The sequence below is a fragment of the Dethiosulfovibrio faecalis genome (genome assembly GCF_021568795.1).
GTDB classification, from domain to species: domain Bacteria; phylum Synergistota; class Synergistia; order Synergistales; family Dethiosulfovibrionaceae; genus Dethiosulfovibrio; species Dethiosulfovibrio faecalis.
The window spans coordinates 1-19,170 of record NZ_JAKGUE010000028.1 but is presented as its reverse complement, the minus strand read 5'-3'; the positions used below and the strand labels follow the sequence as shown (position 1 = coordinate 19,170).

Sequence of the window (19,170 nt, the reverse complement as noted above, 5' to 3'; positions counted from 1 at the left end):
TTACTAGGCGGCCGGCTCAGCGGCGCAGAAGGAATAATACACCACTTACCATACTCTCGTCAACCGCCAATTTTCTGTTTCATTCTTCCGATTTCTTTCAGCTCTCTCAAGCCCATCGAACCACTCTAAAACAGCTACAGAAAGCAGGTTCCTCCAGCTAAAAACGATATGCCTAGAATCGCTTTTAAAAGGAAGGAAAGCACCATCAATATCAAAACCGCCAGCAAAGAGGCCAGACAGCTCTCCCCGAAGGAAAGTCCACGCCCTCCGGGCAGACGGAGAATTCCCTTGAACACCGCTGCCTGTACGAAGAAGGCCACCAGACCGAAACCGAGAAAGCCTCCGAACCACATATGCAGCACCGACCCAAGCATCGGAGTCAGCACCGAGGCGGCCACCGCTCCGGCAAAGGCGGCCAGCCAGGCGTTACCGTAACTGGGGGCCACCCCGAACATGCCTCTACAGGCCAATTTGAGCCCTATGGCGGTGACCAGCGCCGACACGGCGGCGGTCATTATAACCGGGCCTAGAAACATCAAAATCAACACGCTCCTTCCAGATAGCGAAAATAGAGGTCTCGGTGCAAATTCTAGCAAAAAAACGGACAGGAAACTTTTAAAAATCGCACGTCCGAGTTTCCACGGTGGATTCGCTCTTGCAAAGGGACAGAAACGGACTATAATGTAACTCAAGCGGAACATGAATCCACCATGCGGAATCAGAACACCAAAAAATGAGGAGATGAGGCCATGATCCTGGAAAACTTCTCCCTTTCGGGAAAAACAGCCCTGGTAACCGGAGCCAGAACCGGAATCGGTCAGGGTATAGCGATAGGTCTGGCCCAGGCGGGAGCGGACATAGTCGGCCTGGGACACAGCGCCATGCCGGAGACAAAGAAAGCGATCGAGGCCCTTGGCAGAGATTTCACCCTCTACGAGATGGACCTGGTCGGATCGAACAGAGCCGGACTCAACGAGATGGTCGACCGTATATGGACCGAGGTCGGAGGGTTGGACGTGCTCGTCAACAACGCCGGGATAATCCGCCGGGCCGACCTGCTCGATTTCGACGAAAAAGACTGGCACGACGTCATCAACATAAACCAGAACGCACTGTTCTTCCTCTCCCAGGCGGTAGCGGGCCATATGGTAAAAGACGGCAGAAAGGGCAAGATCGTCAACATAGCGTCGATGCTCACCTTCCAGGGGGGCATAAGGGTGCCGTCCTACACCGCCAGCAAATCGGCGGTCGCCGGTATCACCAGGGCCATGGCCAACGAGCTCTCGCCCCAGGGCATACAGGTCAACGCCATAGCCCCGGGCTACATCAGCACCAACAACACCGCGGCCCTCAGGGCCGACGAGACCAGAAACGCCGAGATACTGGGCAGGATACCGGCTGGACGGTGGGGAACGCCTGAAGACCTGGCGGGAATGGCGGTCTTTCTGGCCTCCGCCGCCTCGGACTACGTCACCGGATCGATATTCCCGGTAGACGGAGGCTGGCTATCCCGCTAAGCACATGGATAACTAGGAGGACTTTAAATGGAAAAACAGGGGATCCGGGTGCTGCAAAGGCTTTTCGACATACTCTCCTACCTGTCTGAACGGAACGACTATGCCGGAATAAAGGAGATATCCGAGGGAACCGGGCTATCCAGGACCACGGTACACCGCATCCTGGGAACCTGTGAGGAAAACTACGTAGTTCTGAAAGACGAGATCGGTCGCTACCGCCTGGGCCCCAGAAGTCTGGAGTGGGCCAATTCGTACCAGCTCCAGACGGGACTGGCCAAGATCGCCAGGCCCCATCTAAAGGAACTCATTCAGGACCTGAAGGAGACGGTTCACCTCTTCATCTACGAAAAGGGAGAGGCCTTCTACCTGGAGAAGATGCACAGCTACAGCCCTACCGGGATGGACTCCAGAATAGGATCGAGGCTCGAACTCTACAGCACCTCGGCGGGCAAGGCCATACTGGCGGCCCTGCCGGAGGACGAGTTCGAACTCTACATGGAGGCCACCGAGTTCCAGCCTAAGACGGAGAAAACCGAGGTGGACAAGGACAGGTTCAGATCGGAGATAGCCCAGGTCAGAGCGAGAGGTTACGGAATAGACGACCAGGAAAACGACCTGGGAGTCCGATGCATAGGGTCGGCGGTGATGGATAAATCCGGATACCCCGTCGGTGCGGTCAGCCTGACCGGCCCTATATTCAGGGTAACCGACGAAAAGATAGAACCTCTGGGAAAGAGGATCCTGGCCACGGCCAGGCTCATATCCTATCAGCTGGGCTACAGCGCCAGCTGATCTACGGTAAAGAATAAGACGGGAGGAAAACACATGAAACTTGACGTCAGACACGGGGTGCACCCCCAGGACTTCAAATGCTACGACACGGACCGACTGAGGAGAGACTTCCTCATAACCGACCTGTTCGTCCCCGGGGAGATCTCCATGGTCTACAGCCACGTGGACAGGATCATCACCGGAGGGGCCTGCCCCAAGGAGCCACTCAAGCTGGAATGCGGCAAGGAGTTGGGCGTCGGCTACTTCCTGGAGAGGCGTGAACTGGGAATCATAAACGTAGGAGGGGCCGGATCGGTTACGGTAGACGGAGAGACCTTCGACCTCAAACCTCTGGACGGACTCTACCTCGGTATGGGACAGAAGGACGTCACCTTCTCCAGCGACGATCCGAACAACCCGGCCCATATGTACTTCAGCAGCGCCCCGGCCCACACCAACTACCCCAACTGCTACATCGACATAGAGAAGGCCAAGAAGGTAAAGATGGGCGAGCCGGAGAAAGCCAACGTCCGCACCATCAACCAGTACATCCATCCCGACATCTGCACCACCTGCCAGCTCATGATGGGACTCACCCAGCTGGAGAGCGGAAACGTGTGGAACACCATGCCCTGCCACACCCACGACCGCAGGATGGAGGTCTACTTCTACTTCGACCTTCCAGAAGACGGCCTGGCCATGCACCTCTTCGGCGAGTCATCCGAGACGAGACACATCATGGTCCGCAACGAAGAGGCGGTAATCAACCCCAGCTGGTCCATCCACAGCGCCGCCGGGACCTCGAACTACAGCTTCATCTGGAGCATGGTCGGCGAGAACCAGGAGTTCACCGACATGGATCATATACCTATGGAAGAGCTGCGTTAATAGAACCGGACGTTTCACCAATACCCATTAAGGAGGATTGTGTGATGAGAAAAGCGATAACGGTGTTGTGCACAGCTGCTTTGACATTGACCATGGCCTGGGGGCTTCCCCAGACCGCCGCATCGGCCAAGACGGTGATGAAGATCGGCCACTCCATGCCGGCCGACACGTTCCGTCAGAAGTCGTTGGTGGTGTTCAAGGAAATCGTGGAAAAAGAGACCGAAGGCCGCGTGGAGGTACAGCTATATCCCTCCGGCCAGCTGGGAACCGAGATGGAGACCCTCGAGGCGGTAAAACTGGGCTCGGTCGAGGGCTTCCGCAGCGGAGGCTTCGAGGAGGCAGCGCCTCTTCTGGAGATCTACTCCATGCCGTTCTTGTTCTCCGACATGGAGGGGATCCACAAGATCACCAGGGGCCCCCTCGGCGAGGAGATCGCTAAATCGGTGGAGCCGGCGGGAATGGTCATACTCGCCACCGGCGACTCCGGACTCTTCCGGCAGATAACCAACAACGTCAGACCCATCACACAACCCTCGGACCTCAAGGGCCTCAAGATGAGGACCCCGCCGATGTCCACCATAGTCAAGACCATGGAGGCCCTGGGAGCCAACGTGGTGTCCATCCCCTTCATAGAGACCTACATGGGCCTGAAGACCGGCGTGGCCGACGGCGAGGAGAACCCCCTCACCAACATAGTATCGATGAAGTTCTACGAGGTCCAGAAATACCTCACCCTGGTGAACTACCAGTATCACGCCGAGATGTTCTACGTCAACAAGGCATGGTTCGACGGACTGGACGGGAAGGACCGGAAAATCCTGAGGGACGCGGCTAAGGAGATGATGCTGGTCAGCGACAAGATCGTGGCCGAGGACGACGCCAAGTGCATGACCTTCCTGAAGGACAAGATGGAGATCAACTCCCTCACATCCGAACAGCACCAGGCCTTCGTAGAGGCGGTCCAGCCGGTCTACGAATACTACATAGACAAGGGAATGTTCACCCAGGAGATGATCGACAGAATTCGAGAGGCAGCCGCCAAATAGAGAACCGAAGACGGCATCCGGCAGGAGAGTTCTGTCCATCGTCCAGATCATAGTCGTAATAGCCCTTCAGCTGGTTCTCCTGAAGGTCTGCATCAACTGGATAGACAAGGTCGGAGACACACTGACCCCGGGCCTCAGAATACCCAAGAAATGTATCTACTTCCTATTCCCGATCAATCTGGTACTGGTCACCGTATTCGAGGCGACCAGGCTGGTGGAACTTCTCAGGAGCAAATCATGGGCATAACCGTCCTTCTGGGCACATTCCTGGTATTCGTCGTCATAGGGATTCCCCTATGCTACTCCCTGGGAGCCTCCGCCGCGGCCTATTTCATAATCGCAAAACCGGCCTTCATGGGCATCTTCGCCCAGAGAATCTGGTCCGGATCGTGCAGCTACGTCCTCATAGCGCTGCCTCTGTTCATACTGGCGGGAGAGCTCATGAACAACGGAGGGATAACCAGACGGATACTGGACTTCAGCCTCTATTTGGTCAGGCCAATAAGGGGCGGACTGGGAGAGGTCAACGTAATAGCCAGCATGATCTTCGGAGGGATAACCGGCTCCTCCGTGGCGGACACGTCCGCCATAGGATCGGTGCTCGTGCCGGAGATGGAGAGGGCGGGATACCACAAGGGCTTCTCCGCCGGGGTCACGGTCGCCTCCTCGACCATGGGAATGATAATCCCTCCCAGCATACCGATGCTCCTCTACGCCATGGTGTCCGGCGCCTCGGTTGGATCGCTGTTCCTGGCGGGACTGATACCGGGAATACTGATAGGAGTAAGCCAGATGACTCTGGTCTGGATGATATCGAAAAAAAGAGGCTACCACCCGGAACCGACGCCTTTCGACCGATCCGACTTCGTGAAAACCGCCAAGGACGGAGTCCTGGCCCTGCTGATGCCGGTGATAATAGTCCTCTCCGTGTCCTTCGGCATAGCCACCGCCAGCGAATCCGCCGGGGTAGCGGTGCTCTACGCCGCTCTGCTTGGATTTTTCGTCTACAGAGAACTGGACATGGGACAACTCAGGGAGATCCTCAAAAAAACCGTCCTCAGCTCCAGCGCGGTGATGTTCGTGGTAGGGTTCTCCACCATATACGTCTGGATACTGTCGGTGGAACAGGTTCCGGCCACTGTGGGCAACTTTCTCCTGAACCTGGACGTGGACAGAATATGGATCCTCCTGCTGCTGGACCTGATAATACTCCTGGTGGGGACCTTCGTGGACGTGGCTCCGGCCATACTGCTGCTGTGCCCCATTCTCCTGCCCGTGATGAGGGGGATCGGAGTGGGCGAGCTTCAGTTCGGCGCCATAATGATAACCGGCCTGGCGATAGGGCTGGTAACCCCGCCGGTGGGGATGTGCCTGAACGCCTGCAACAAGATCTGCCGAATGTCCATAACAAGCATATTCATGAACGCCCTGCCCTTTATACTGTGCAACCTGCTGGTCCTGCTGCTGGTGACCTTCGTCCCCGCCGTCTCGACCTGGCTTCCCGCTCTGGCAAGATAAGCACCGTCCCGGAAAATCCGGGACGGTGCAGCCGTCGAAAATCGGACTATTTCAGCCAGTTGTCGCACACAGCCTGGAGCTCTCCGGTGAGCTCCGCCGTGTGAAGCCACTGATCCACGTATTCCTTCCATATAATATCTCTTGGCATCAGATAGGCCTTCTCGAAACGATCGAAAGGCTCGTAGGGATGGACCGCCTTCAGCTCCGGACGGAGCTTCTGCTGCAGCAAAGTCTCCACCCCGTCGGTCATCATGAGGTCCGCAGTGCCGTCCACTATTTTATCGAAGATGGTCACGTTGTCGTCGTAGACCATTATCTTAGCCTTCTTCAGGTGGGCCCTGGCGAACCTTTCGTTGGTGCCGCCGGGGTTGACTATCACCGTAACCTCCGGTCGATCGATCTGCTCCAGTGTCTGGAAACGGTCCACGTTCTCCGCCCTGGTTATGGGGGTCTTGCCCGTTATGAAATAGGGAATGGAGAAGAGCCCTCTTCTCTGACGGTCCATCTTGACCGACACGCCTCCCATGGCGATATCGTACTTTCCCTCCATCAGATCGTCCGTGATGGCCTTCCAGGTGGTGGGAACTATGACGGCCTTCACCCCCAGAGTCTTCGCCAGAGAGCGGGCCATGTCCACGTCGATACCGGACCAGTCGTCTCCGTCCCTGTAGGTAAAGGGCTTGTAGTCGCCCGTCATACCGACTCTAAGCTCACCCCTCTGGACGATCTCGTCCAACAGACTTCCCTGGGCCGCCACCGCCACCGCGGCGAAAACCAGCACCAACGACAACCCCAACAACCCGCGTCTCAGCCTTGCTCTCATATAGTACCCCTCCTTCGTTTTGTACGGTGCATAAAAAAAGGACCCCCTAAACGGGGATCCCCTACTTCCAGCCAAACGACGATTACACGCCGACCGACAGAGGGCCCCCGCTGCTTTGGCTAAAGCTGAAGAAAAATAGGCTGAAGTTCATAGAAAGGGACCTCCTCCATCGTCGTCGTTAGTAGAGAATGCTACCAGGATAGCCTGCAAAAGTCAATCGCCTTTCGGCAGTGCTATACTGTTACATGGAACTCCGGTTCGTCGAACGGAACCGCATCGCAAAAAAAGAGGAGGAATGAACCTATGAAAGACTTCGTCTACGAGAGCCCTACCAAGATAATCTTCGGCAAGGACACCGAACTACAGGTCGGCCGGGAGGTCGCGGAGAGAGGGGCGAAAAAAGTCCTGCTTCACTACGGCGGAGGCAGCATAAAGAAAATCGGCCTCTACGACAGGGTGGCGAAATCGCTGGAGGAAGCGGGGGTCTCCTTCGTGGAGCTTGGAGGGGTCGTTCCCAACCCCAGGCTATCTCTGGTCTATCGGGGCATAGAGCTGTGTCGAAAAGAGTCGGTGGACCTCGTTCTGGCCGTCGGAGGCGGCAGCGCCATAGACTCGGCCAAGGCCATAGCCGTCGGGGTTCCATACGAGGGCGACGTCTGGGACTTCTTCGACAAGGGGGTCGTGCCGGAGGCGGGCCTTCCGGTGGGATGCATACTGACCATCTCCGCCACCGGCAGCGAGACCAGCACCTCGTCGGTCATAACGAAGGAGGAGGGATGGCTGAAACACGCCCTCCGCTGCGAGCGCAACCGTCCGGCCTTCGCCATACTCAACCCGGAGCTTACCACCACCCTTCCGGCCTACCAGACCGCCGCCGGAGGCACCGACATAATGGCCCATCTAATGGAGAGATACTTCACCAACGAACCCAACGTGGACCTTACGGACAGACTGATAGAGGGAACCCTTCAGACCGTGATAAAATACCTTCCCATCGCACTGAAGGATCCGACGGACTACGACGCCAGGGCCGAGCTGATGTGGGCCTCCACCGTAGCCCACAACGGCATACTGGACACGGGACGTATAGGAGACTGGGCATCTCACAGGATAGAGCACGAGATAGGCGCCATCTACGACGTGGCCCACGGAGCCGGTCTGGCGGTGGTTTTTCCCGCCTGGATGAAGGCGGTCTACAGTCACGACGTGGCCCGTTTCGTCCGCTTCTTCCACAGGGTATGGGGGCTGGAACCCGACTTCTGGAACCCGGAGAAGACCGTTCTGGACGGAATCGCCGTCATGGAGAACTATTTCAGGAGTATAGGCATGCCGGTGACCCTGGAGGAGCTCGGCGTTCCTGACGACCGGCTGGAGGAGATGGCCGAGAAGAGCAACTGGAACGGCCCGGTAGGACAGTTCGTACCGATCACCACGGAAAAGGCGTTGGAGATACTGAAACTGTGCAGATAGAAGAATAGAGAAAAGGCTCCGCCCTATGATAGGGCGGAGCCTTTTTTACTACTCTTCGATATCGGCGTTTCGCCGGTAGACTACCTCTTCAGGAAAGCCAGAGGTATCAGGAAAAGCAGAGCGGCGGGGGCCAGACCTACGTTGCAGCCGCCGGAAGATCCGCCGGAGGTTCCGGCCACAGTGACATCCGTCTCGGCCTTGGCCTGACCGGAGATGGTGGCCGTAACGGTGGCACTGCCGGCCTTGAGAGCTGTTATGCCGACCTTGAGACCGGTGGCGGAGTCGAGCTTCAACACCGACGGGTCGGAGACGGTCCACACCACCGAGGTTTCGGGAACCACGTCCAGGCTTATGGTGCCGGAATCGCTTCCGGTCAGATCGAGGCTCAAGCCCTTCATCTGGACGACCTCGGAGGTGTCGGTACCCCAGTCGGCCATGCCGCCCTTGTAGTCCTTGACTGAGGTGAAACCGCGGTTCACCAGGGCCGTGGCGGCCTGGGGGCTGGTGACCCCCTTGTTGCAGTAGACAATGACGGTCTTGCTCTTGTCCAGACCGACGGCGGCAAGCTCGACGTCGGAGGACGCAACTATATAGGCCTTTGGCACATTTATGGCACCGGGAATGTGGCCCGCCGTGGCTCCCGTCACCACGGTCTTCTCCCCGTTGAAATACTCGGCGGGACGAACGTCCACCAAGACGAAGCCGTCCTTATATCTGTTGGCCTTGACGTAGGCCCTGTCCACGTCCTCCGCGACTACGGGAGAGGGAGAGGCCCCGGAGAAGACCACCTTCAGGAGGACGTCCTTTTTGATGGATATGATCGTGTAAGAATTGGTCTTTTTCGCCTGCTCGGAAACGTCTATATCGTTTACGAAAACCGTACTCAACGACGCTCCGCTTTCAGGGAAAAAGTAAAAAGTAACGTCATCCCCTTCATTGACGATCTTAGGCCCGGTAGGGCTGACCCTGCCGTTGCCGCTACACGAAACGGTTACGGTAAACTGATCCGACGGATCACAAGGGGTAGGGCCTCAGGTCTTGGCGTCAGCGCCAGACAGAGAGAACGCCAGTAGAGACAGGGCAACAAGACAGATAGTCCAACCCAATCTCCAAAAACTCTTCGGTTTCATATGATCCTCCTAGGCTAAGTACAATTTTAGAACAGCGGGAGGACACGAATGCCCTCCCGCTGCGTAGTTCAGTTGCCTATTTCGTTATCCGGAGGTTGCTTACTTCTTCAGGAATCCGAGAGGAGCCAGAAGGAGAAGCACGGCCGGGGCGAAGCCCACGTTACAGCCGCCGCCGGAACCGCCGCCGGAACCCTGGTTCACCACGGTGATGGTGCAATCGGCGGAGACATCGGCGTCGCCGGAGATGGCGGCGTGGACCTTGGTCTCGCCGACGGCCACACCGGTAACGGTGATGCTGTCGCCGGAGGTGGCGCTGATGGTAGCGATGTCATCGCTCACAACGGTCCATACGACCACGGAACCACCGGTGTTCTTGGCGGTAAGGGTCTTGGCCTTGTCGGCGGTAACGGCCAGGTTCAGCTCGAGAGCGGAAGCACTGAGGCCAAAGTCGTCGGACACAGGAGCGCTACCGGCGTTCTTGACGACGGTTCCCTTAAGGGAGAACTTGCCGTCTTTGGCTCCGTCGTAGACCACAAGGAAGCGGTTGCCCATGCTGGTCTTGTAGTACTTGACGGCGGCAGAGTCGCTGTCGACCACGAAGACGAAGAGATCTACGTCCACATCATCGGTGGCTCCAAGCTCACGCTGAGGTCCATCCAGAACGGTCAGGAAGGAAAGCTCCTCGGCGGTCATCTCGTTGGCGCTGACGTTGGTTACGTTGGCGGAGTCAAGCTTGATTCCGTTGAGCTTGATGGCCATCTTGTTCCAGAACTCGGTTCTCCACCACTGTCCCTCGGTGAGGTTGAGAAGACCGGCGTCGCTGAGGCTGGAATCCTCGATCGTCCATTGGAGCTTGGTGAGAACGATGTCCGCCGCATTTTCACCGGCAAGAGCAACGTCCATGGAAAGAACGGTGCTTACCGCAGCGTACTCATCGGTAGCGGCATCCTGGTTGAAGGACTCGAGAGAAATAGTCTTGGCCTTTACAGGCGACCAAGAGGAATTGGCCTTTACAGCATGGAAAACCAAATCGTTGAAGCCCAAAGTTTCCTCATAAGGTGTCTCAAGGCAATAGCAGGGGTAGTACACGAACAACCCGGTCTGGGAGCAGCTGGCGCAAAGGCCGGAGGTGCTGGCGGAATCGCCGTGCCAAGCGGTGTTCATGCGACCGGTGATCTTCGTAACTACGCTCTCGTTATACTTGGGATTGGGGCCGTAAGCTCCATCCGCCTGATAAGCCCTGTAGTTGAAGTCGGCGTTTCCGGCACCCTTCCAGGTGTTGGTGAAAGCCGGGAAGAGATGGCAGATGCAATCGTACAGAAGCGAGTGCTTCCCATCCTGGCCGACCTTCTCGCCCACGATCAGGCCACCCTCAAGGGCACCATTACCAACAACATCGCCGGACATCAAATCCTCGTAGGTGCAGAGACCGCACCACAGGTTGCAGAGCCAGCTGGAATTGCTGGTGAGAGTCCTATCGGCATCGATAACCAATTTAGAGTTATCGGATACGTTCTTCTCGATGTAGACGTTCTTGGTCCCAAGGTTGGTGACAGCCACGTAGGGCAGGGGACTATCGGTCAGAGAAGAGAATTCACAAGCGGTCACGCCGCAAGTGCCGCAATCCTCGGAAACCGTGTAGACGACACCCATGTTGTAGGTCTTGCCTTCGGGAACGTCGACGGCGTTATCGTCGTAGAACCTCGAAGTCCAGTAATCCGCACGGAAATCCCTAGAGGTGTTGTCCGCAAGAGCCGCGGCACGAACCCTAAACTCGTCGGCCACGCGAACCCTAAGGAAGGGCGTCTCGCTGAGGTGAGCCACCACCATGTCGCTGCTGCCGGTAGCGGTATCGTCAGTAGTTACAGCATCACCGGAAGCCACCAGGCCGAAGTGATCGCAGCACTCCACGTAGAACTCATTGTTCCCCGTGGTGGTATCCCACTTAATGTTCGCCGTAGCCGTTCTGTTAGCTTCAGGGACATCGACATCGAACGACGAAAGGGTCGACATGTAGTAATGGAAATTATCACAATAGATCTTACAGGTCGTCGAGATCTTGTTATCGTCGTTCGAGTTATCTCCCTTGTTCTCGAATCCGCTTCTCAGACCGAAGTCGACTTTTTCGCCAGCCACAAAGGCAGAATCAAGACTTACGGCAAAGGTCATGTCAACGGGGAAAGTCGTCGAACGGACCAAAATCTTATTGAACGACGCCGGGACCGGGGTGGTGGTAAGATCCCCAGAATAGGTTCCAAAGCCATTGGAAACTATCATCAGACCAGTCTTATCAAAAGACACGTCAAAATTCAACAGGTCAGTACCGGGTTTACCGTCCTTATCGGGACTCACAATCTGATCACCCATGGCACCAGCAGGACCAGAGCCAGTAACATCCTGGCTGAGGACGAAAGCCTCCGTGGCACTATCGAGGTCGCCAGGGATAAATTCCAGCGGGTAGTCAACGGCGAACGCCGCCCCACACGCAAACACGGACATGGCTGCCAGGAGCAAAGCCACTTTCGCAAATCTTCTCATTCAACAATTCCTCCCTACAAGTAGATCGTAGTAATGCATACGCAAACATGAATTCTTGCGCTGTCCAAAAGCCTTCTCCACAACAACCTCCCGAGCCATCTCCTCCTTTCAAAGTCAAATTTACACTATTAAAAAGGTGAGGGTTTCCCTTTTGGGGCTTTATGAGCCATAAAACGAATATCCCTCAGGAACGCCCCAAAAACTTCACTTGGCTCGATAATATACCAAAACCCCCCGCAGTTCAACCCTTTAGATACGTAACGGCAAGGCGCGAGAGAGATTTTGGACCCTAAAAAACACCCAGCATCGTCAGTTACTTAGCATACAGCATAAGAGACGAAATTGAAAGACGCTATCTCAAAAAAAATAGCCCCCAGATCTGGGGGCTACCGATAAACGATCCGCCTTATGAGAGGCCCAGGGCCTCGTCCAGCGCGGCCTTGTCGAAGCCGACTATGAAACGGCCGTCCACGTCTATGACGGGAACTCCCATCTGACCGGTCTTGGCGACCATCTGCTTCGCCGCCTCTCTGTCGGCTCCTACGTCTATGGGCTCGAACTCCACGCCCTTCTCGGTAAGATATTCCTTGACTCTCTTGCACCAGATACAGCTCTGGGTCGAGTAAACTTTTACGGTCATGACGACTCCTCCTTTTTTATTTCAAACTAGCATAAACTGCCGGGGTCATGCAACTTAGCCCATTTCGATATGAATTATACCCTAGCAGGGTATTTTGGTCAACGGCCGACTCTCATGGAGTTGAGTATCACCGATATGGAGCTGAAGGTCATGGCGACCTCGGCCACCACCGGGTGGAGCAGCCCCGCCATGGCCAGGGGAAGGGCCAGCAGGTTGTAGCCGAAGGCCCAGAGCAGGTTCTGCCTTATGACGGAGAATGTCTTTCTGGAGAGGGCTATTCCCTGAGCGATGCGTTCCGCTCCTCCGGAGACTATGACCATGTCGGCACTGTCTATGGCAAGGTCGGTGCCGGATCCCACGGCGACCCCGACGTCGGCGCCCTTGAGGGCCGCGGCGTCGTTCATGCCGTCTCCAACCATCAGGACCTTGCCGCCCCTGCTCTGCTCCGATCGGATTATGGCCAGTTTGTCCTCCGGCTTAATACCGGCATGGACGTCCGATCGGTCTATTCCGACGGCGTCCGCCACCAGCTCGGCGGCGCCCCGGTTGTCCCCGGTGGCCATCACCGGCCTTATGCCCAGTTTTTTAAGCTCCGACACTGCGTCGGCCGACTCGGGCCTGATGGGGTCCTCCAGGGCCAGGAATCCCATGATCTCGCCGTCCTTTCGGACCTCCACCACGGTTCGGCCCGCCTGGGTCATCTCCTCGTAGTTTTCCATGGACTTCGGTCGTCCCAGGGTCCATGTCTCGCCGTCCACTACGGCGGTAAGCCCCTCTCCGGCTATCTCCTCCACCGATTCCAGGTCTATGGGGTCGGCGTCCAGAGCGGCTATGGCCTTGGCAAGAGGGTGGTTGGACGCCGACTCCATGGCCACAGCCACGGCCAGAGAGCGGGAATCCAGAGATATCCGGGTCACCTCTGGGTGTCCCTCCGTCAGGGTGCCGGTCTTGTCCAGCACCACCACCGTTACGTCTCCGGCGGTCTGTATGGCCTCGGCGTTGCCTATCACTATGCCCTTTTTAGAGGCGGCACCGGTTCCGGTTATGAGGGCCATGGGGGTAGCCAACCCAAGGGCACAGGGACAGGCTATCACTATGGTGGTGACGAAGGCGAAGAGCCCCACCGAAAGGGGATCTCTTGCGGAGACGACCCAGGGTATCCAGCGGGATGCCTGGTCCAGTATCCATCCGAAACGGTCCACCCCGAGATACCAGAACAGCCCGGAAGCCAGGGCCAGAGAGGCCACCACCGGCACGAAGGCCCCGGTCACCCTGTCTGCAAAGGCCTGTATGGGTATCTTGGCTCCCTGAGCCTCCTCTATGAGGGCAATCATCCTGGACAAAAACGTGTCCTCTCCGGTGCGGGTAACCTCTATTTTCAGGGATCCCGTCACAGCGACGGATCCTCCCGTGACCTCGTGGCCCTCTTCCTTGGAAACCGGCATGGGCTCCCCTGTTATCATGGACTCGTCCACGGCGGAGCGGCCGGACAGTACGACTCCGTCGGAGGGTATCCTCTCTCCCGGCCGAACCGACAGAACCATTCCGGACGACACCGCCTCTATCGGAACGGTGACCTCCCCGTCCTCTCGGACCACCCTGGCCTCCCGGGCCTGTATTCCCACAAGCGCCCTGATCTCCTTGGAGGCCCTGTCCCTGAGGTGAGACTCTATAAACCGTCCCGTGACGTGAAGGGCCACTATCATGGCCCCCACCGCCCCGAAGGACGATACGGCGATGCCGGACCGGGCCAGTATGGCCGTGGACCACGCCGCCAGGGCTCCGAGACAGACCAGCACGTCCATATTGCCGTGTCCGTGGCTGAGGGCTATCCAGGCCCCTCTGAGAGAACGCCATCCGGCGCCGAATATCACCAAGGCACCTCCGGCTATCTCCATCCAGTGATATCCAAAGACGTGATAGCCCGCCATGTGGGGTATCATCAGGGCCATAAGGGGGCCTGTGACGACCCAGGCGAGGATAAGGTTGCGTCTTGCCTCGGAGTAGCGTCTGCTCTCGAGATCCGCCGGTCTCTCCCGAGAGACGCCGTATCCCGCCTTGGTCACGGCCTCCTCCAGGGCCTCCAGCGGCACGTCCTTTTCCAAAACTACGAAGGCCGTCTCGGTGCCAAGGTTGACCGCAGCGAAGGCGACTCCGTCGATCTTCGAAAGTCTTTTCTCCACTATTCTGGAACAGGATGCGCAGGTCATCCCCGTCACGGTGAGCGATACGCTCTTTTTCTCCTCTCCCATGCTATCATCCTTCCACAGACGCCCTAATAGACGCCTTATCTGACGCCGTTTTGAAGCAGGTGCATCTGGTCGTTTACCACCTGCAGAAACTGGGCCACGTATTTACCGACGAAGGGCAGGTTCCAGTCCACCACTGTCCTGAGAAACCCGACCAGCCCCCAAAGAAGGGCCGCCGCCACAACGGTCAGGCCCAGGGCGAAGCCTACGCCTCTGGCGATACCTCCGAGAAACGAGACCCATAGAAACCGTCCGTATTTCATGGGACAAAAAAAGCGGGGTTTCCCCCGCTAGATCTCCTCGGCCTCGTAGCCGCCGTCGTCGAGGGCATCTATCACCCTTTTAAGGTCGTCGGTCTCGACCGTGACGGTCTTCTCCGACAGGTTTACCGAGAAACGGGGAACCTTCATCTCTTCCAGTATGGCGGTTACCCTGGCCTCGCAATGAGAACAGGACATATCCGGTACCTTGAGCAAATGACTCGTCATGGCTATACCTCCGTCCTTTCGGATATTACATGGCTCCTTCCGATCCGGCCTTGCGGATGGTTTCCTCCATGTCTCTCTTGAGCTCGTCGGGCAAGCCCATTATGTCCAGCGACAGGAATCCCTTTATTATGAGCGACCGAGCGTCCTCCTCAGAGAGCCCCCGGGCCATGAGATACTCTATCTCCTCCTGGGCTATTTTCCCCACCGCCGCCTCGTGGGACATCTCCAGGTCGTTGCAGCGGGCCTCAAGCTCGGGAATGGCGTGGATAAGGCCGCTATCGGACAGGATGAGGCCGTCGCACTCCAGATGGGCCTTCACCCCGGGCACCTCTCCCACCAGATGCCCTCTGGCGTATATCTTTCCGCCCATGGAGACGGCTCTGGACACGACCTCGGCCCTGGTGTCGGGGGCCTTAAGTATCACCCGGGAACCCGAGTCTATGGTGGATCCCGGGGTGGCCAGGAAGACGCTGTTGAAGGTGGCCACGGCCCCTTCGCCGTTAAGGATCGCGGTGGGGTACATTACCAGGTCCTTGGCCGGCTTCAGGCATATGTAGTTGGAGATGAAGGTTCCCCCTTCCTCCACCATTACCTTGGTCTTGGGACGGACCGCCATTTCCTCCGCCCAGTTGTGGACCATGGTGAACGACAGGGTTGCTCCCTTTTTAACGTAGATCTCCGATATTCCCACGTGAAGGCCGGACCTCACCCCCGGAGCGGAGGCGCAGCCGCTCAGTATGTTGAGGGTGGATCCCTCCTCGGCTATCACTATGTTGTGGACGTCCTGGGCGGACCGATCCTCCGCCAGGTAGAGACAGGTCTGGAGCGGATATGTGACGGTTGCTCCCGGCCTGGATCTTATGAAATAGCCTCCGTCGACCTGGTCGGACTCCTTCTCCATGAGATTCCAGCTGTATTCCTTCAGGCCGTCGTGAAGGTCCATGGCGGTCTGCATCGGAAGCACCTCGACGTTGGGGTCGGAGCAGTCGCAGTGGACGGTGGAGCTGTCTGTCAGCATGAAGCTGCCGGAGACCTGGGCATCCGGGTCTATTCCGCTTCGGACCAGAGTGGCTTTGTCCTCCTCGGGAAGGTCCGCCAGTCTGGCCAGCTCGGGCCTCTCGGGAGCCCTGTGTCCGTAGGCCTTTCTGTCTATGTCCATCAGCTCCGAACCCCTTCCTTTACGAGACAGCGGAAGCACTCGGAGTATCCGCTTCGACGGATCTCCGCCAGGATGTCCCCGGCGTTTCCGGAGCAGACTATCCGTCCGTCCATCATGACGTGGCCTTTGTCCACGTTGACGTAGTCCATTATGTGGCCCGTGTGGGTTATGAGAAGCCCCGCCTTGTAGCGAAGCTCTTTCATCTCCTTCAGGGAGATGTCCACCCTACAGGAGGTTCCGGGGCAGCCTTCGCAGGCGGAGATGGGCCTCTCCCTGCCGAGCACCGACGCGGAGGCCCGCCCGATGAGGGCCATGTTCTCCAGGTCGACGCCGGATTCGGGCTCGTCCAGAAAGACCAGCTCGGGCTTCTGAAGCAGCAGCTGAAGCAGTTCCACCCTCTTGAGCTCTCCGCCGGACAGCCCGGCGTTGACCTCTCGATCCAAAAAAGAGGTTACGTTCAGTTTTTCCGAAAGGGCCTCTATCTCGGCGGAGTCGCCTCCGTCGCATATCTCGAGCAACGATCTGAGCTTTACGCCGTTTATGGTCGGAGGCCTCTGAAACGACATTCCCACGCCGAGGCGGGCCCTCTCGTCCACGGACATACCGGTGATGTCGGTTCCTCCGAACAGGATAGTCCCTTTGGTGACGCTGTATTTGCCAAGTCCCATGACGCTTCCCAGAAGGGTCGTCTTGCCCGATCCGTTCGGTCCGAAGATGGCGTGGACTTCGCCCTCGCCGATCTTCAGGGATACGCCCTTCAGGACCTCACGGCCCTCGACCTCCACGTGAAGGTCGTTGACCTCCAACAGTGTCGTCGAACTCATTCCCCATTCCTCCTCCATAATAAATGGCGATACCGCGACGGATTCCGCCATAAAAAAGACCTTTTCCCCCTACGAAGAGAGTATATGCCATAGGGAGACAAAACACAAGCTTTCTAGTGGGATTTAAGACCGGGGGGTTCACAAAGGGGGCATATCACTGTATAATTCCCAAGGTCAAGATATGTCAAACAAGAGATGAGGGAGGCCGTCCCATGTCGGTACAATACAAGGACTACTACGAGATCCTGGGCGTTTCCAGAAGCGCCCAGGAATCGGAGATAAAGAGAGCATACAGAAAGCTGGCCAAGAAGTACCATCCCGACGTGAACAAGAGCGCCGAGGGGGAGAAGAGGTATAAGGAGGTCAACGAGGCCTACGAGGTGCTTCGGGATCCCAAGAAGAGAAAGCTGTACGACGAGCTCGGCCCCAACTGGCAGAACGGCCAGGATTTCGCCCCTCCCGGCGGGGGATACGGAGGCTACGGCCCCGGGGGCGGAAGGGTTCACATGGATTTCGGCGGGGATATGGGCGGCTTCAGCGATTTCTTCAAGACCATCTTCGGCAACATGGGCGGAATGGGAATGGACGGCATGTCCATGGGAGACGATATGTTCTTCGGCGGAGGGGGCCAATCCAGAGGACAGGATCAGTCGGTGAACCTGGAGATTCCCCTTTCCGACGCGGCAAAAGCCCCCATAAAAAGGAAGATGACCTTGCAGGGGCCGAGAGGACGAAGGACCTTGGAGGTAAACCTTCCGAGAGGCATCGCCGACGGCAGCAAGCTGACCCTTAAAGGGCAGGGGGGGCAGTCCGGAGGGGGCCCCAGAGGGGATCTGCATATCACGGTCAAGTTGATCGAGGATCCCAGGTTCGAGATAAGAGGACACGACCTGACGACCACGGTCAAGGTAACCCCATGGGACGCAGCCTTGGGGATGGACGCTCTAGCCGTTTCCACCCTGGACGGATCGGTGAAGATAAAGCTGCCTCCGGGAACCCAGACCGGCAGGAGATTGAGGCTTAAGGGAAAGGGACTTCCCCTCAGAGGCAGCGGCAACGGAGATCTTTACGTGAAGATCGAGATCGTGATTCCGGAGAAGCTGACAGATCGAGAGAGAGAGCTTTTCGAGGCTCTTCGAGAAGAATCTACCTTCGAACCCAAATAAAGAGAGAGGCCCGGCCGGGCCTCTCTCTTTTTCATCTAACGTGCGTTTTTATCGGGACTCCAGTTTATAGCGCTATCCTTAGAGCCGTAATGGGATCGGCACTGTGCTATCTCTATAGCACCACCGTTTATCCTGTAGACGATTCTGTCGAAACGATTTATCCTGCGACTCCACCAACCGGCAAGATCGCCTTTCAAGGGCTCGGGGTCGCCGATCCCCTCGTAGCCGTTTCTATCTATGTCCTTTATCAATTTATTTATCTTTTTAAGGGTTTTGCTACATTCCTTTTGCCAATAAAGGTAGTCTTCCCAAGCCTGATCAGACCAGGTCTTTATCATCTTCCGTACCCACCAGTTCGTGGGAAGAGCCCTTCCCTGCCTCCAACGATGCGATAGATTTCCTCAAACGTTCCATATTAGCAGGAGAGTAAAAGGGATCTTTAACCTTCAAGTCGAAAGGTAATCCTCCCTCGTTGACAACGCTATGGAAAAACATCCTTATAGCGCTTGCCGTGTCGATTCCCAACGTCTGAAATATCTCTACCGCTTCGTTTTTAATTCCGTCGTCTATCTTCGCCTGAACGAGAACCTTACCCATGGAGACACCTCCTTCGACGGATCTATCTTAAGCATCTACTTGCTAAAAGCATACCATGGTATTTAAAAACAGGCAAACAACATACTTTTCGTGGATCTATCCCTCTATCGCCGGGGGGGTTCCATCCGAGGGCTTCAGGCGGTATATGGAGGTCAGCTCCCGCAGCTCGACGAGCTGGCTCTGCTGGTCCTCCCTTATCATCTGAAGGTTCTCCATCCGGGAGGCCATTTCCTTGGCGGCCCTCTCCGTGTCCTTGGCGGAGTCCCGGCCTCCGTTAAGCATGGAGGCTATGGTGTCTATGGCCCGGGCTATCTCCTGGGTGCTGGCGGTCTGCTCCTCGGAGGCG

General features: G+C 57.0%; 19 protein-coding genes and 1 pseudogene. 7 read left to right on the top strand and 13 right to left on the bottom strand.

From position 1 onward, the window contains the following. Positions 1-134: 134 nt before the first annotated feature. Positions 135-545 carry a hypothetical protein gene (locus L2W58_RS12770; RefSeq protein ID WP_236103801.1) on the bottom strand — a complete coding sequence of 137 codons (411 nt, stop codon included), beginning with the start codon at positions 543-545 and terminating at the stop codon, positions 135-137. A 204-nt stretch (positions 546-749) separates the two neighbouring features. Between L2W58_RS12770 and kduD the strand changes: the two genes are divergently transcribed. The 5 genes from kduD to L2W58_RS12745 all read left to right on the top strand — a co-directional run bounded on the left by kduD (position 750) and on the right by L2W58_RS12745 (position 5,740). Continuing rightward, positions 750-1,517 carry a 2-dehydro-3-deoxy-D-gluconate 5-dehydrogenase KduD gene (kduD, locus tag L2W58_RS12765; RefSeq protein ID WP_236103800.1) on the top strand — a complete coding sequence of 256 codons (768 nt, stop codon included), beginning with the start codon at positions 750-752 and terminating at the stop codon, positions 1,515-1,517. Positions 1,518-1,544: 27 nt separating this feature from the next. Further along, complete coding sequence (locus L2W58_RS12760) at positions 1,545-2,309, top strand: IclR family transcriptional regulator (RefSeq protein WP_236103799.1); 765 nt, start codon at positions 1,545-1,547, stop codon at positions 2,307-2,309. Positions 2,310-2,342: 33 nt separating this feature from the next. Further along, positions 2,343-3,176, top strand: a complete 834-nt coding sequence (gene kduI / locus L2W58_RS12755; RefSeq protein WP_236103798.1) for a 5-dehydro-4-deoxy-D-glucuronate isomerase — start codon at positions 2,343-2,345, stop codon at positions 3,174-3,176. Between the two features lie 44 nt (positions 3,177-3,220). Then, positions 3,221-4,222, top strand: a complete 1,002-nt coding sequence (locus L2W58_RS12750; protein WP_236103797.1) for a TRAP transporter substrate-binding protein — start codon at positions 3,221-3,223, stop codon at positions 4,220-4,222. Between the two features lie 237 nt (positions 4,223-4,459). After that, complete coding sequence (locus L2W58_RS12745) at positions 4,460-5,740, top strand: TRAP transporter large permease (protein ID WP_236103796.1); 1,281 nt, start codon at positions 4,460-4,462, stop codon at positions 5,738-5,740. A gap of 46 nt (positions 5,741-5,786) precedes the next feature. Here the strand turns inward: L2W58_RS12745 and L2W58_RS12740 are convergent, their stop codons facing one another. Then, positions 5,787-6,563, bottom strand: a complete 777-nt coding sequence (locus tag L2W58_RS12740) for a transporter substrate-binding domain-containing protein (protein WP_236103795.1) — start codon at positions 6,561-6,563, stop codon at positions 5,787-5,789. Between the two features lie 303 nt (positions 6,564-6,866). On the opposite strand from L2W58_RS12740, the gene L2W58_RS12735 reads away from it, so the two are divergent. Continuing rightward, a complete protein-coding gene (locus L2W58_RS12735) occupies positions 6,867-8,033 on the top strand; it encodes an iron-containing alcohol dehydrogenase (RefSeq protein WP_236103794.1) in 1,167 nt (388 codons plus the stop codon). Positions 8,034-8,113: 80 nt separating this feature from the next. On the opposite strand, the gene L2W58_RS12730 is transcribed toward L2W58_RS12735, so the two are convergent. From L2W58_RS12730 to L2W58_RS12695, 8 genes are all read right to left on the bottom strand, one after another. Next, on the bottom strand, positions 8,114-8,920 hold the full coding sequence (locus L2W58_RS12730; RefSeq protein ID WP_236103793.1) for a rhodanese-like domain-containing protein: 807 nt from the start codon (positions 8,918-8,920) through the stop codon (positions 8,114-8,116). Between the two features lie 342 nt (positions 8,921-9,262). Next, positions 9,263-11,701, bottom strand: coding sequence for a Synerg-CTERM sorting domain-containing protein (locus L2W58_RS12725; protein WP_236103792.1), 2,439 nt, complete (start codon positions 11,699-11,701; stop codon positions 9,263-9,265). Between the two features lie 406 nt (positions 11,702-12,107). Then, the gene (locus L2W58_RS12720; protein WP_236103791.1) at positions 12,108-12,341 is read right to left on the bottom strand and encodes a glutaredoxin domain-containing protein; all 234 of its coding nucleotides are present in this window, start codon (positions 12,339-12,341) and stop codon (positions 12,108-12,110) included. Positions 12,342-12,439: 98 nt separating this feature from the next. Continuing rightward, the gene (locus L2W58_RS12715; RefSeq protein WP_236103790.1) at positions 12,440-14,593 is read right to left on the bottom strand and encodes a heavy metal translocating P-type ATPase; all 2,154 of its coding nucleotides are present in this window, start codon (positions 14,591-14,593) and stop codon (positions 12,440-12,442) included. Positions 14,594-14,628: 35 nt separating this feature from the next. After that, positions 14,629-14,853: a DUF5665 domain-containing protein gene (locus L2W58_RS12710; protein ID WP_236103789.1), complete on the bottom strand. Its 225-nt coding sequence runs from the start codon at positions 14,851-14,853 to the stop codon at positions 14,629-14,631. Positions 14,854-14,880: 27 nt separating this feature from the next. After that, positions 14,881-15,078, bottom strand: a complete 198-nt coding sequence (locus L2W58_RS12705; protein ID WP_236103788.1) for a heavy-metal-associated domain-containing protein — start codon at positions 15,076-15,078, stop codon at positions 14,881-14,883. 25 nt (positions 15,079-15,103) lie between these two features. After that, positions 15,104-16,237, bottom strand: coding sequence for a SufB/SufD family protein (locus tag L2W58_RS12700; protein ID WP_236103787.1), 1,134 nt, complete (start codon positions 16,235-16,237; stop codon positions 15,104-15,106). Beyond that, on the bottom strand, positions 16,237-17,061 hold the full coding sequence (locus L2W58_RS12695; protein WP_236103786.1) for an ABC transporter ATP-binding protein: 825 nt from the start codon (positions 17,059-17,061) through the stop codon (positions 16,237-16,239). Before L2W58_RS12695 ends, L2W58_RS12700 begins: the two co-directional genes overlap by 1 nt. A 212-nt stretch (positions 17,062-17,273) precedes the next feature. On the opposite strand from L2W58_RS12695, the gene L2W58_RS12690 reads away from it, so the two are divergent. After that, complete coding sequence (locus tag L2W58_RS12690; RefSeq protein ID WP_236103785.1) at positions 17,274-18,227, top strand: DnaJ C-terminal domain-containing protein; 954 nt, start codon at positions 17,274-17,276, stop codon at positions 18,225-18,227. A 35-nt stretch (positions 18,228-18,262) separates the two neighbouring features. Here L2W58_RS12690 and L2W58_RS12685 read toward each other — a convergent pair whose 3' ends face one another. The 3 genes and pseudogenes from L2W58_RS12685 to L2W58_RS12675 all read right to left on the bottom strand — a co-directional run. Further along, positions 18,263-18,565 (bottom strand): Txe/YoeB family addiction module toxin, encoded by a 303-nt coding sequence (locus L2W58_RS12685; RefSeq protein ID WP_236103784.1) that lies wholly within the window; start codon positions 18,563-18,565, stop codon positions 18,263-18,265. After that, positions 18,546-18,824 carry a type II toxin-antitoxin system RelB/DinJ family antitoxin gene (locus L2W58_RS12680; protein ID WP_236103783.1) on the bottom strand — a complete coding sequence of 93 codons (279 nt, stop codon included), beginning with the start codon at positions 18,822-18,824 and terminating at the stop codon, positions 18,546-18,548. The genes L2W58_RS12685 and L2W58_RS12680 overlap by 20 nt, the downstream gene beginning before the upstream one ends. 96 nt (positions 18,825-18,920) lie before the next feature. Further along, positions 18,921-19,170 (bottom strand): annotated as a pseudogene (locus tag L2W58_RS12675) (methyl-accepting chemotaxis protein); the annotation flags it as partial.

Bases quoted from the DNA above. Each gene is read 5' to 3' on its own strand.
- kduD (WP_236103800.1), top strand. From the start codon at position 750: ATGATCCTGGAAAACTTCTCCCTTTCGGGAAAAACAGCCCTGGTAACC.
- L2W58_RS12760 (WP_236103799.1), top strand. From the start codon at position 1,545: ATGGAAAAACAGGGGATCCGGGTGCTGCAAAGGCTTTTCGACATACTC.
- kduI (WP_236103798.1), top strand. From the start codon at position 2,343: ATGAAACTTGACGTCAGACACGGGGTGCACCCCCAGGACTTCAAATGC.
- L2W58_RS12750 (WP_236103797.1), top strand. From the start codon at position 3,221: ATGAGAAAAGCGATAACGGTGTTGTGCACAGCTGCTTTGACATTGACC.
- L2W58_RS12745 (WP_236103796.1), top strand. From the start codon at position 4,460: ATGGGCATAACCGTCCTTCTGGGCACATTCCTGGTATTCGTCGTCATA.
- L2W58_RS12740 (WP_236103795.1), bottom strand. From the start codon at position 6,563: ATGAGAGCAAGGCTGAGACGCGGGTTGTTGGGGTTGTCGTTGGTGCTG.
- L2W58_RS12735 (WP_236103794.1), top strand. From the start codon at position 6,867: ATGAAAGACTTCGTCTACGAGAGCCCTACCAAGATAATCTTCGGCAAG.
- L2W58_RS12725 (WP_236103792.1), bottom strand. From the start codon at position 11,701: ATGAGAAGATTTGCGAAAGTGGCTTTGCTCCTGGCAGCCATGTCCGTG.
- L2W58_RS12720 (WP_236103791.1), bottom strand. From the start codon at position 12,341: ATGACCGTAAAAGTTTACTCGACCCAGAGCTGTATCTGGTGCAAGAGA.
- L2W58_RS12715 (WP_236103790.1), bottom strand. From the start codon at position 14,593: ATGGGAGAGGAGAAAAAGAGCGTATCGCTCACCGTGACGGGGATGACC.
- L2W58_RS12710 (WP_236103789.1), bottom strand. From the start codon at position 14,853: ATGAAATACGGACGGTTTCTATGGGTCTCGTTTCTCGGAGGTATCGCC.
- L2W58_RS12705 (WP_236103788.1), bottom strand. From the start codon at position 15,078: ATGACGAGTCATTTGCTCAAGGTACCGGATATGTCCTGTTCTCATTGC.
- L2W58_RS12700 (WP_236103787.1), bottom strand. From the start codon at position 16,237: ATGGACATAGACAGAAAGGCCTACGGACACAGGGCTCCCGAGAGGCCC.
- L2W58_RS12695 (WP_236103786.1), bottom strand. From the start codon at position 17,061: ATGAGTTCGACGACACTGTTGGAGGTCAACGACCTTCACGTGGAGGTC.
- L2W58_RS12690 (WP_236103785.1), top strand. From the start codon at position 17,274: ATGTCGGTACAATACAAGGACTACTACGAGATCCTGGGCGTTTCCAGA.
- L2W58_RS12685 (WP_236103784.1), bottom strand. From the start codon at position 18,565: ATGATAAAGACCTGGTCTGATCAGGCTTGGGAAGACTACCTTTATTGG.
- L2W58_RS12680 (WP_236103783.1), bottom strand. From the start codon at position 18,824: ATGGGTAAGGTTCTCGTTCAGGCGAAGATAGACGACGGAATTAAAAAC.